Raw genomic sequence first — 12,409 nt, forward strand, 5'->3', positions numbered from 1 at the left:
CGATTAGGTTCGCGGTGGGGCCGACAACGACGTGCTCGCCTACTACGTCGACGCGGTCAGGCGGGCGGCGGAGGAGAAGTCGAGGCTCGAGGGGCTCGTCGAGGCCGAGGCCCGCAAGCCCAGGTGGAGGAGGAGGGTCGACTCCCTGCGCTGCCTCAAGGGCGTCGACACCGCGTCTGCCGCCGACCTCGTGTTCGAGGCCGGCGAGTTCTCGAGGTTCAGAAACGCCCGCTCGTTCGCGGCGTGGGTCGGCCTGACGCCCTCCGAGCACTCCAGCGGGGAGAGCGACCGAAGGGGCGCGATCACCAAGGCCGGCAACAAGCACCTGAGGAAGACGCTGGTCGAGGCCGCGTGGCACTACCTGACGTGCTCGGGGCGGCCGAAGGACCTCGCCAAGGGCCAGGCCCCGGACCGGGGCGCCCGGAGGCATGCCGCCAAGGGCGTGCGGAGGCTGGTCGAGAGGCGCGGGGCCCTGCTCGCGCGCGGGGTCCACAACAACAAAGCGAACGTCGCCACGGCGCGCGAGCTCGCCTGCTGGGTGTGGGCGGTCGGCCTCATGGCCGAGGAGGCGTAGGGGGCGGCCCCCCGCACATAAGCCAGTCACCCCGGAAGCGGTTCGATCCGAAGCCGTTGAGGCGAACCTCAGGTCCCTTTTCTGCGAGCGCCCAGGGCGCCACACGCGTGCACAGACTGTCGGTTCGACGTAGAAGCCTCAGCCGTAGCAACGGATTGCCCAGCGAGAGATCGCCACGGGCGGATATTAAACTGCAAAGACGAGCGTCGGTAAGACACGCCGAGGTCGCCGCGGACGGGTTGATATAGGGAGAGGGCCTGACCCCATATCGTTGGGGCCAGGCCCGATTTTGCCTCTTGACAATGTCCTGCTCATATTAAAAGGAACGTCCCTAACTGCCGACTTTTTTGAGCGCTGGGTATAATCGTCGTATTGATTTGAAATGTGGCGAAAGGAGTGGCAATGTCTCGGTATTGCGCCTCGTGCGGCAAACTTCTTGCAGATGATGCCAAGTTCTGCACCTCATGCGGTGCACCCGTTGAGCAGACAACCGCAAGCAATGGCCAACCCGCGTTTGAGCAGACCGGCTTCCTCGATACGCCGCAAGCTAAGCCGGACGACTCCCTCGCCTATCGCCCCGACCCCGCCGCCAGCCCCGCAGCGGTCGAAACGACGCAGCGCATACCCGTCGCGGACACCCCGCCCCAACAGCAACCGGCATCTACGTACGCGCCTGATTCACCACAGGCCCCCGCCGCCAAAAAGAGCAGCACCAAGGCGCTTATCGCCGTTATCGTTGTGCTCGTGGCAATTATCATCGCCTTGGTCATCTTTTTTGTGATCAAGCCTTTCGACAACGCCGCCACGCAAACGACTGCCGAGATTACTAAGCTGCACCATGATGTTGACGATGATGACCTCAAGCCTCTCGACGACCCCAATAGCCTCTACGATGATGACGACGAGGACGACGAGGACGACGGCGAAGCAACCCTCTCCGAGCAGAACCTCTACCGTCGCCTGAGCGAATACTACGATCTGCTCGAAGATCTCGATAGCCAGGTCCGCGCCTGCGCGCAGGCCTTCAATGGCAGCTATCTGGAAGAAGATCGCACCGCCCGTCAAAATCTCGCCGACGTCGCCGAGCGCACGGAGGACACCATCGAGCAGTATTACGACATCGTCGAGGACCTGGACGTCCCGACGAGCTCCAAGAACTACAGCTCCTGGAAAGACATCGTTGCCCTGTATGACGACCTGGACCACCGCATTGACGCGATCTGCGATGCCTGGGAGATCAGCCTGAAGTACGCAAAGCCCGCGGACCACAAGAATGAGATCGTGGCGCCGCTGTCACGCGACAACGTGGCGGGCACCAATGACAATAAGTACCGCCTAGACTTTGAGGACCGTTATCCCGGCGCCAAGCCCGTCGAGGTGAACTAATCCCAACAACTGATCAAAACTTGCGGTGAAATAGAGATTAGTTAGGCCTTTTGCCAGCAAAAACAGTCCCTATTTCACCGCAACTTAGAAGTGGGGCCGGGCGCGCATTTGCATTTGCGCGCCCGGCCCCGCCGTGTCTATATGTGCTCGGATATGTGCTCGGTTACTTGCCGGCAGCGGTCTTTTTGGTAGTCGTCTTCTTGGCGGCAGCCTTCTTGGCAGTCGACTTCTTGGCGGTCGAAGTCTTCTTTGCTGCCGTGGTTTTCTTCGCCGTGCTCGCCTTGGTCGCAGTCTTGCGGCCGCGGGCGGGCTTCTTCTCCTTGGTCGGGCAGTCCATGTTGACGCAGATACGCCACGGACCGCGCGCCGTGTTGACCACCACGATGGGGGCGCCGCACTCGGGACAGGTCTCGCCCGTCGCCTCGAGCTTGCCACGCGCCGGCAGCGGATAGCTCACGCCGCAATCGTCATAGTTGGTGCAGCGGATAAAGCGCTTGCCGCTCTTCTCGCTCTTGTGTGCAATCAGATCGCCATGGCGTCCGGCCTCGGCACACACCTTGCACTCGCCCACCTTAAGGTCGGGCTCGTAGTTGGTGGGGCATGTGGGGTTCACGCAAATCTCGAAGGCCTTCTGGCGGAACGGCTGGCACTTAATGCGCGGCGCGCCGCACTCGGGGCACACGGCCGCCTCGCCCTCGAGCGGGCTTACCTTGACGCCGCTCGGCACCGGATAAGTCACGTCGCAGTCGGGCCAGCCCATGCAGCCGATAAAGCTGCCACGGGTCTTGGCGCTCGTCTTCATAACCAGGTCCTTGCCGCACTTGGGGCAGGCGCCCACGCGCGCATCGGCCGTGACGGCGTCGCTGATAGCGTCGCCCAGCTCCTGCGTATGCTTGAGCAGCTCGTCGAGCACGCCGGCCAGCAGCGCGCGCGAGTGCGTCACGACATGCTCTTCGGTGTCCTCACCGCGCTCCACGCGGGTCATGTCACCGTCGAGCTCGCTGGTCATGTCGGGGCTCGTGATGCGCGGGGCAAACTGCGACAGCGCATCGATAATGGCGATACCCAGCTGGCTCGGCTCCACGGGATCATTTTTGAGGTAGCGCACGGCATACAGGCGCTCGATGATGCTCGCGCGCGTGGACTTAGTACCCAGGCCGCGCTTCTCCATCTCCTGCACGAGCTTGCCCTGGCTGTAGCGCGCGGGCGGCTCGGTCTGCTTGGCCTCGAGCTTAATGTCGAACACGTCGACCGTGTCGCCCTGCTCCAGCGGCGGCATCTGCTCGTCGCGCTTAAGGCCGTACGGGTACGCCTCGCGGAAGCCCGGGGTCACGAGCACATCGCCCGAAGCCACGAACGGCTCGCCGTTCACATCGAGCTCGAGCTTGGTGTTCTCGATGGTCGCGGGACCCATGAGCGTCGCCAGGAAGCGGCGGGCGATGAGGTCGTAGAGCTTGCGCTGGCCGCCGTCGAGCGTGGACGGATCGCCCTCGCCCGTGGGATAGATAGGCGGGTGGTCGGTGGTCTCGACTTTGCCGCGCGTAGGCTTCATGGGGCCGGCAAGCACCTTTTTGCATACGGGCGCCAGCGCCGGGTTGATCTTTGCCAGGTCGCTCACCACGGCGCCCAGATCGAGCGTCGCGGGGTACACGGTATTGTCGACACGCGGGTAGCTGATGAGACCGGCCATGTAGAGGGACTCAGCGATGCGCATGGTACGCGCAGGCGAGATGCCCTCGGCCGCGGCGGCAGCCTGCAGCGAGGTGGTCGCAAACGGCGTGGGCGGCTGCTGCTTGCGCGAGCGCTTGGTCACCGCGGCGACGGTTGCCGTCGCGACGCCGTCAACATGGCCGTACGCCGTCTCAGCAGCATCCTTGTCGGTAAAGCGCGCCGTCTTGTGCGCGATCTTAAAGCGATCGTCCTCGGCAGCGCCCTGCGCGGCACCCATGCCGCGAATCTGCCAATAGTCCTCGGGCACAAACGCCATGCGCTCGCGCTCGCGCTCGACCACCAGGGCAAGCGTCGGCGTCTGCACGCGGCCGGCGGAGCGCACGTTACCAAAGCCGCCAAACTTGGCGAGCGTCAGGTAGCGCGTCAGCACCGCACCCCAAATGAGGTCGATGTGCTGACGGCTCTCGCCGGCGTCGGCCAGGTTCTGGTCGAGCGAGACAAGGTTATCGAAGGCCTGCGTGATCTCGGCCTTGGTAAACGAAGAATACTGGGCGCGGGCGACCGGCAAGTCGGGCGCCACCTCGCGCACCTTGTTGAGGGCGTCCGAACCGATCAGCTCGCCCTCGCGATCGAAGTCCGTGGCAATGATGACGCTGTCGGACTTTTTGGCGAGGTTCTTAAGCGAGCGAATGAGCTCTTTCTCAGCCGGCAACTTAATGACGGGCGCCCAGGTGAGGTAAGGCAGACTCTCGAGCTTCCAGCCCTTAATGGAGATGCCATCGGCAAGGAACGGCTTACGCTTGGTGTCGTAAGGCGGACGCGCCAGGCCATCGGGCATGTCGGCCGGCAGTATCTCGCCGTCCTCGGTGACCGAATACCAGCCCAGCTTTTTATCGAACAGCACGCTGTCGCAAAAATCAGGCGCAAGGATGTGACCGGCAAGGCCGATCGTCACGCACTCCTCGCCCTTCCACTCAAAGCGGTAGATGGCGGTGTTGTACACCTTGTCCTTTTTGGGCTTACCCGTGGACAGACGCTCGGCGATCTGACGCGCGGCGTCGTTTTTCTCGGCGATGATGAGCTTCAAAAGAGGCTCCTATCTCGTGTCTCTGCGGCTACGCCCGCCCGTATGGCGGCCGATTTACGCCCTTGCTTGCTCGATCTGCCCGATGAGCCAATCGCACCAGGCATCCATGCCCTCGCCCTTGCGCGCGCTCACGGCAAACCGCGGCGCCTGCGGATTGAGGTCATCGAGTGTCTTAGTATACCCATCCATGTCAAAATCGAAAGCCGGGGCCACGTCGACCTTGTTGAGCAGCTGTGCGCCGGCGTGCTGGAAGATGCCCGGGTACTTGATGGGCTTGTCGTCGCCCTCGGGCACCGAGAGGATCATGATGGACAGGTTCTCGCCCAGGTCAAAGTCGACCGGGCAGACCAGGTTGCCCACGTTTTCGATAAAGATGACGTCGATGTTTTGAAGGCCCACCGCCTGGTCGAACGCGTCAACGGCCTCCATGATCATGTTACCCTCGAGGTGGCACAGGCCGCCCGTGTTGATCTGGATGGCGGGCATGCCGGCTTCCTTCATGGTGATGGCGTCGACATCCGAGGCGATATCGCCCTCGATGACGGCACAGCGCAGGCCGGCCTTGTCGCGCAGGCGCTCGTTGGTGCCCAGGATCGTGGTGGTCTTGCCCGAACCGGGGCTCGACAAGACGTTGATCACATAGGTGCCTGTCTCATTAAATCGCTGACGCAGCTGATCTGCCAGGCGCTCGTTGCGCGACAGGATCGGCGACGCGATATCAATCGTTTTCTCGGCCATACTTAGCGCTCCTTACTTTAGCCCCTTTGTACCCTGTCCCCAGGTGGCTGGCGGGTTAATCGTCGGGGGTTTCGATTTCGATACTGGCGATGTCGAGCTCGCGGCCGTGCAGCAGACGCACGTTGGCGCCGCCACACTGGGGACAGCGGCAATGGAAGCGGTCGTGCTCAAAGACCTCGCCGCAGTCCAGGCACTCGCTTTGTGGATGGACTTCCTCCACAGCAAGCTCGCAGCCGCGCGTGAGCGGGTCCTCGTCGCGAAACGTCTCCCAGGCAAAGTCGAGCGCCTCGCGCACGACCTCGGTCATATCCCCGATACGCAGCGTCACCAAAACGGCGCGCGAGGCCCCCGCCCCACGCGCCGCGCGAATCACTGTATCGAGTATGCCGTTGACAATGCCAACTTCGTGCATACCGTTTTACTCCTCGTCGTCCTCGTCGTCCGAGAACAGGTCCAGACGGCTCACAAACAAGCCCTCCTTGCCCTCGCGCGCGGTAATGACCACACGGGCGATGGCGAGCGAAATCTCGTAGAGCGAGAGCAGGGCGCCATACATGAGACCCAGCGTAACGGGCGAGCCGTCGGGCGTGATCACAGCCGAACCCACGAGCAGGCCAACGTATACATAACGCCAGGCACCGCGGAAAGCAGCGTAGGACACGATGTGGAAGACGGACAGATAGAAGATGATGAGCGGCAGCTCAAACGCCACGCCAAAGCCGATCATAAAGAGCAGCTCCATGTTGACGTAGTTCTCCAGATCGGGCAGTGCCGTAGCGACGGCCGAGGTCTCGCCGATGAGCCACTCAAAGCCCGCAGGAATGATGATGAAGTAGCAGAAGATGGCACCCAGGAAGAACAGCACCGTCGAGGCGAGCACCGTGGGCACGACCCACTTGCGCTCGTTGGGGCGAAGCGCCGGCAGGAAGAACGCCAGAATCTGCCAGATGATCATGGGCGTGCACATGACCACGGCCATCTTGATGGCCAGCGAGAAGCGCAAGCCAAAGCCGCCGAGCGTGGTAGTGATGTAGAACTTACCGTCCGGCACAAAGGAGCGGATGGGATCTTCCAGGATGTCGAGCACCACAGGCGTGGCGAAATACAGCACGATAGCGGCGGCGAACACCGACACGACCACGATGGTCAGGCGGCGACGGAGCTCTCCCAGGTGATCGAAGAGCGGCATACGCGCAGGTCCGATAGGCATTACTCATCGCCTCCCTTCGGGGCGTCGGCGGCAGCGGCGTCGTCCTCGGCCTCGAGCTCGCGAGCGAGCTGGTCGACGACAGCCTTGCGCTTACGGGGACGACGGGCGTAGAGGTCAGCCGTCGTGGGCTCTGCCGGCTCGGGCTCGGGCTCCGGCTCTGCAGCAGGCTCGGGCTCGGCGACGGCAGCGGCAGGCTCGGCCTTGGCGGACTCGGCGCTCTCGGCCTCATCAGCAGCGCCTTCGCCCTCGGTGGCACCCTCGCTCGCAGCCTTCTCGGCGGCAAGGCGGGCACGGCGCTCGGCAAAAGTCTCCTTCTTTGCGGGCGCAGCCGTCTCGACGGCACCCTCGTCCGCATCGGAATCGTCATCGACGGCAGCCTTCTTGGGCTTGACCGGGGCCGACGCGGCCTCGCTCACCGGATCGATAATCTCGGACTGAACAACGGCCGTCATCTTTTCCTGCGTCTCGCGGAACTGACGGATGGCACGGCCGATTGTGCGGCCCATCTGCGGGAGCTTATCCGGGCCAAACAGCAAAAAGCCGAAGACCACGATGATCGCGAGCTCACCCTCTCCAATACCAAACACACATACCTCCAAGGCTCGATGTGAGTCGAGCCCGCACCGCGCCATTCGGCCGGAACTCGTCTATTCATTCGGTCAAGTATAGCGCCCGGACGCCAAAACGTCCGAGCGCATCACAAACATATGCCAAACGGCATGCCCTTTTGGGGGCAAAGATTATGCAGCGGTGATCGAAATCTCCTGGTCGACACCCAACAGCTGAACCACGCGCATCACCGGGGGCTGCACATTGGTGCAGCTAAAGCGCTTGCCGTGGTCGACCGCGTGGTGCGCGGCGCCCACGAGCACGCCAATGCCCGTCGAGTCGATGTAGCTCACCTGGGCAAAATCGAGCTCAACGGCCTCAGTGGGCTGCTCGAGCGCCAGGTCGATGGCATTGCGCAGGCTATCGGCGTTAGAGATATCGATCTCGCCGGTTACCTTAATGGTGTAGAGCTCTGGCGAGGGGTTGGTGGAAATACCCAAATCCATGTATATGCTCCTTTACGTATCGAAAGTGCGGATAGTACGGGAAGCCGCGCGTTAGGCGCGCTCGGCACGCGCAAGCTCGGCAGCGACGAGCTTAACGGCCAGCACCAGCACATCGAGCGCGGCCTCCAGGTCCTCGACCGTGGGATAGCTCGGCGCGATGCGGATGTTGGTGTCGCGCGGGTCCTTGCCATAGGGCCAGGTAGCACCGGCCGGCGTGAGCTTGACGCCCAGGTCGGCGCAAAGCGCGGCGACCTTCTGGGCCGAGCCCTCGGGGCCATCGAAGCTCACAAAGTAGCCGCCGCGGGGGTGCGTCCAGGTGGCGCAGCCCGCGTCGCCCAAGCCCTCGGTGAGCTTGCGCTCGACGGCCTCAAAGCGCGGACGCAGGAACTCAGCATGCTTTTTCATGTGCTCCTTGACCGCCTCGATGGTAGGAAGGAAGCGCACGTGACGCAGCTGGTTGAGCTTGTCGGCGCTGATGAGGCCGGCCTTCAGGCGCTTGGAGAACTCGGCGATGACCGCGGGGCTCGCACCGATAAAGCCGATGCCGGCGCCCGGGAAGGTGATCTTGGACGTCGAGGCAAAGGCCACCACGCGGTCCTCGGTGCCCGCCGCGCGGGCAAGATCGAAGATGTTGGCGAGCTCGTCGGTCTCGTCGTACAGATCGTGCACGCAGTAAGCGTTGTCCCAGAAGATGCGGAAATCGGGCGCGGCCGTGGGCATCTCGACCAGGCGGCGCACAGTGTCCTCGCTAAAGGTGATGCCCGTGGGGTTGGAATACTTGGGCACGCACCAGATGCCCTTAATGGAGTCGTCGGCGGCAACGAGGCGCTCGATCTCGTCCATGTCGGGGCCGTTGTCGGTCATCGCGACGGGGACGTTCTCGATGCCCAAGTCGGCGGTGATGCCAAAGTGGCGATCGTAGCCGGGAACGGGGCACAGGAACTTGACCTTCTTGCCGTCGTGCGCGGCCTCGTAAGCCTCCCAGGGCTCGCTGCCGCACGAGCCACAGCGCCAGAACATGCCGGCGATGTCGTGCTCAATCAGCAGGCTCGACGAACCCAGTACGAGCGTCTGCTCGGCGGGACAGCCCAGGAACTCCCCTGCCAACTTGCGTGCCGAGGGAATACCCTCAAAGCAGCCGTAGTTGGAGCAGTCGACGTTGCCATCGTGCAGATCGGCGTCGGCGTTGAGGATATCGAGCATGGGTCGAGAGATGTCCACCTGGGAGGGCGACGGCTTGCCGCGGGCCATGTCGAGCGCCAGGCCCTTGGCCTTGACCTCGGCGACCTCGGCTTTGAGTGCCTCGATAGCGGCATCGAGTTCGGTGGTTTCCATCTTCTGGTAGATCGTCTGCATGGGTGCGACCTTTCGCGAAGCGGGACGTTGCAGTTCGTCTAAGTATAGACCGCCACCGCCGCAACGTTATGAAGCCGTGATAGATTAAGTACATCGCAATAAATTACGAATCGCCGCGCATGCCGGCGTGGGGCGCCCAAGGAGGCACTATGGAGTACGGATCGTTCCAGGCCGAGGAATTCGGCGACCTGCAGCGCCTGGTCGACGGACTGTTTTACGATCGCCACGCCATCGACCGCCTAGATCTGATCGTACAGGCCGAGATCTTGGACCTGGCGCCCGACCTCATGGAAATCGTCAACCTGCTACCGCCCGGCTACTACGACCGCCAATCGCTTTGCGACCAGCTCAACTCCGCCTTGGCCGCCCACGGCTGGGGCGCCGTCTACGGCACCGTGGAATAAGCCTCGAGGCCGGCATTTGGCCCGTTTCCCGACCCTGGCGAGGCTTGTTTTAGGGCTTGTGGCCAAAAAAGGGCAAATATGAGTACTGTCACCTTTTTAGTAGCAGCGTTTCTTGGTCGAAATCGGCAAAACTCGACTTGAAACTCCCTAATCACCGTCAGCTAGCGCCAAATTGGAAGTCGATGGTCACTCATTAACGTACAGTTCTTATAAATTTGTTCATTATTTTCCGCACCTAAAATGATACGCCGTTTGTGACAGTACTCACAAACGGCGTTTTTTGACCACGGGGGGGGTATCTGGCAGGGGGCCAGTAGCGCTCGGATCCGAGTTTCGAACGCATCCAAACCGGTTCTGGTGTCTTTTTTCGAGCTTTTACTCGTTCTTGGGCGCGGGGTGCTTGCAGACCACACTCATGTAGATCATGCCGAGCACGGCCGCGGTGACCGAACCGGCAAGAATGGCAGCCTTGGCGGCAAGAACCTCAAACTCGGCCGTCGGGAAAGCGAGGCCGCTGATGAGGATCGACATCGTAAAGCCGATGCCGCCCAGAATGCCCACACCGGCAATCATGTGCCAGTTAACGTTATGCGGCAGCTCGCAGACCCTAAACTTAACCAGGGCAAACGTCATGCCAAAGATGCCGATCGGCTTGCCCAGCAGCATGCCAAAGTACACGCCGAGCGTCACCGGGTCGGTGAGCAGCGTGCTCATGTCCACGCCCACTAGGCGAACCTGTGCGTTCACGAACGCAAAGATCGGCAGAATCACAAAGTTGACCGGCGTGGAGATCAGACGCTCCATGCGGATGAGCGGCGGGGTCACGCGGTGCATGACGCGCTCGACCCTGGTGGTCGAGACGGTAAAGTCATGCTGGCCCAAGATGTGCGCCTCGTCGTCGTAGCGGTCATCGAGCAGCGGCAGGCACTCGCCCAACCAATCGGTGAGGCTATCGAGCTTGACGCCGCACTTGGCCGGAATGGTAAAGGCCAGGATGACGCCGGCGAGCGTGGCATGTACACCGCTCTTGAACATGCAGAACCACAACAGCAGGCCCAGTACCGAATACGGGGCGAGGCGGTAATGCTGCGTCTTGTTGAGCCACACGAGCGCGCAGGTCACCAGCGCGGCGGCACCCAACCAAAACGGATTGGGGCTCTGACCGTAGAAGATGGCGATGGCGGCGATGGAGATGAGGTCATCGGCGATGGCGAGCGTCGAGAAGAACACGCGCACGCCGTTGGGCACGCGGTTGCCCAAAAGCGACAGCACGCCCAGCGCAAAGGCAATATCGGTTGCCATGGGGATGGCCCAACCGTTGCGGGCGCCGGCATGGTTAAAGATCAGGTAGATGCAGGCGGGAACGACGACGCCACCCACGGCCGCCAGCATGGGAAGCATGGCCTGACGCGGATTCTTGAGCTCGCCGACCGTCATCTCGTACTTAAGCTCAATACCCACCAACAAAAAGAAAATCGCCATGAGAAAGTCGTTGACGAAAAGCTCAACGGTGAGACCGGCCGTAAGGTTGCCCAGACCCACATACAGCGGGGTCTCCAAAAAGTGATGGATGGCCTCGTAGGCATCGGTATTGGCGCAAATGACGGCGGCGATGGCGGCGAAGACCATGACGGCGGCGGAAATCGTGCCGTTCTCGGCGATGCGCTCCCAGATGTCGTGACGCTCAAAACGCTTGCGCTCACGGACGTTGAACAGCTGCTCGGGTGCTGCCATGGGCGGCTCCTTTCACGGGAAGGCTCCCGTCTTAAAAAAGCACGGCCCGCCCAAGTGGCGGCGCCGCGCTCTAACGTATTACGCTTGCATCTAGCCTACCCTGCACGACAAGCACGCAGGCGTGGCCGAAAAGCGGAACCACAGGTTGAACATTATTTGCCCAACGGCACGGGCACGCCTGTCCAAGAGACGACGCGGCACCATGCACAAAAAACGACCGGAGCGCGGGGCGTCCGCGATCCGGTCGTGGCGTTTAGTGAACTAAACCTAGCAGGCGGCCATGATGGGGGCAGCGACCTGCTTCTTACGGGAGAGGACGCCCGGCATCCAGACGCCGTCGTGCTCGTCGGCAATGCCCAGGCCCTTCTGAGCGGCCTCGGTCTCGCCCTCGAGCAGGACCTGCGAGCCCTCCTCCATGATGTCGGTGATGCACAGGACAATGCCGTCAGCGCCCTTCTCGGCAGCGTAGGCGCGCATGGCCTCGCGAATCTCGTCGATCATGCCGAGTGCGCGGGTCTTGTCGACAGTCTCGTACTGGCCGATGAGCAGCTTCTTGCCGGCGGGCTCGAACATCTTGATGTCGTTGCCGACCATCTCGGCAGCGGTAAAGGAGCCGGACGGACGGGTGAGGAAGACCTCCATGCCAAACTTGACCGGGTCGACGCCCACCTGCTCGCCGAGCTTGGCGGCGACGGCGCGGTCGACATCGGTGGTGGTGGGGCTCTTGAGCATGAGCGTGTCGGTCATCATGGCCGAGAGCAGCAGCTTAGCCTGGACGTCGGAAAGCTCAACGCCGAGCACGCCGGCGAGCTTGGTGACGATGGTGCAGCTGGAGCCCCAGGGCAGGCAGATGTAGTGCAGCGGGCCGGCGGTCTCGAAGTCGCCGATGCGGTGATGATCGACAACGCCAAAGACCGTGGCGTCCTTAAGGCCGGCGACGGACTGGGCAGACTCGTTGTGGTCGGTGAGGACGACGAGCTGACCGGCCTCGACGGACTCGATCACGCGGGGCTCGGCGATGCCGGCGTCGGCGAGCAGCTTGGCGGACTCGGCCGGAAGCTGACCAAGGGCGCAGGCCTCGTAGGTGTTGCCGGCATACTCAACCTGGTTGAGCAGCTGGGACAGGACGACGGCGCTCATGATGGCGTCGTTATCGGGGTTCTGGTGACCAAAGACAAGAACGTTTGCCATGGA

Annotated in this window: 12 protein-coding genes; 3 read left to right on the plus strand and 9 right to left on the minus strand. The window is 62.5% G+C overall.

The features are described 5' to 3' along the window. The first annotated feature begins 31 nt into the window (after window positions 1-31). Window positions 32-574, plus strand: a complete 543-nt coding sequence (locus tag ACGHEN_RS09575) for a transposase (protein ID WP_390399035.1) — start codon at window positions 32-34, stop codon at window positions 572-574. Between the two features lie 402 nt (window positions 575-976). Continuing rightward, window positions 977-1,960, plus strand: a complete 984-nt coding sequence (locus ACGHEN_RS09580) for a zinc-ribbon domain-containing protein (protein ID WP_390399038.1) — start codon at window positions 977-979, stop codon at window positions 1,958-1,960. Window positions 1,961-2,123: 163 nt separating this feature from the next. Here the strand turns inward: ACGHEN_RS09580 and ACGHEN_RS09585 are convergent, their stop codons facing one another. From ACGHEN_RS09585 to ACGHEN_RS09615, 7 genes are all read right to left on the minus strand, one after another. After that, window positions 2,124-4,718 carry a DNA topoisomerase I gene (locus ACGHEN_RS09585; RefSeq protein ID WP_390399040.1) on the minus strand — a complete coding sequence of 865 codons (2,595 nt, stop codon included), beginning with the start codon at window positions 4,716-4,718 and terminating at the stop codon, window positions 2,124-2,126. 54 nt (window positions 4,719-4,772) lie between these two features. After that, window positions 4,773-5,456 carry a hydrogenase nickel incorporation protein HypB gene (gene hypB / locus ACGHEN_RS09590; protein ID WP_390399042.1) on the minus strand — a complete coding sequence of 228 codons (684 nt, stop codon included), beginning with the start codon at window positions 5,454-5,456 and terminating at the stop codon, window positions 4,773-4,775. A gap of 55 nt (window positions 5,457-5,511) precedes the next feature. After that, entirely contained in the window at window positions 5,512-5,868 is a 357-nt protein-coding gene (gene hypA, locus ACGHEN_RS09595; protein ID WP_117565013.1) for a hydrogenase maturation nickel metallochaperone HypA, read from the minus strand. A 6-nt stretch (window positions 5,869-5,874) separates the two neighbouring features. Then, entirely contained in the window at window positions 5,875-6,666 is a 792-nt protein-coding gene (tatC, locus tag ACGHEN_RS09600) for a twin-arginine translocase subunit TatC (protein WP_022093860.1), read from the minus strand. Beyond that, entirely contained in the window at window positions 6,666-7,253 is a 588-nt protein-coding gene (locus ACGHEN_RS09605; protein ID WP_270224990.1) for a twin-arginine translocase TatA/TatE family subunit, read from the minus strand. Before ACGHEN_RS09605 ends, tatC begins: the two co-directional genes overlap by 1 nt. Window positions 7,254-7,406: 153 nt before the next feature. Then, window positions 7,407-7,721: an STAS domain-containing protein gene (locus tag ACGHEN_RS09610; protein ID WP_390399046.1), complete on the minus strand. Its 315-nt coding sequence runs from the start codon at window positions 7,719-7,721 to the stop codon at window positions 7,407-7,409. A 51-nt stretch (window positions 7,722-7,772) separates the two neighbouring features. Further along, window positions 7,773-9,077, minus strand: a complete 1,305-nt coding sequence (locus ACGHEN_RS09615) for an aminotransferase class I/II-fold pyridoxal phosphate-dependent enzyme (RefSeq protein WP_390399049.1) — start codon at window positions 9,075-9,077, stop codon at window positions 7,773-7,775. A 149-nt stretch (window positions 9,078-9,226) separates the two neighbouring features. Here ACGHEN_RS09615 and ACGHEN_RS09620 point away from each other — a divergent pair, with 149 nt between their 5' ends. Next, window positions 9,227-9,481 carry a hypothetical protein gene (locus ACGHEN_RS09620; RefSeq protein WP_022093864.1) on the plus strand — a complete coding sequence of 85 codons (255 nt, stop codon included), beginning with the start codon at window positions 9,227-9,229 and terminating at the stop codon, window positions 9,479-9,481. A gap of 375 nt (window positions 9,482-9,856) precedes the next feature. Here ACGHEN_RS09620 and nhaA read toward each other — a convergent pair whose 3' ends face one another. Continuing rightward, window positions 9,857-11,215 (minus strand): Na+/H+ antiporter NhaA, encoded by a 1,359-nt coding sequence (nhaA, locus tag ACGHEN_RS09625; protein WP_390399052.1) that lies wholly within the window; start codon window positions 11,213-11,215, stop codon window positions 9,857-9,859. 267 nt (window positions 11,216-11,482) lie between these two features. Then, complete coding sequence (locus ACGHEN_RS09630; protein WP_118226883.1) at window positions 11,483-12,406, minus strand: manganese-dependent inorganic pyrophosphatase; 924 nt, start codon at window positions 12,404-12,406, stop codon at window positions 11,483-11,485. Window positions 12,407-12,409: the final 3 nt, after the last annotated feature.

The sequence above is a fragment of the Collinsella sp. i06-0019-1H4 genome (assembly GCF_042849575.1).
In the GTDB taxonomy this organism is placed as follows: Bacteria; Actinomycetota; Coriobacteriia; order Coriobacteriales; family Coriobacteriaceae; genus Collinsella.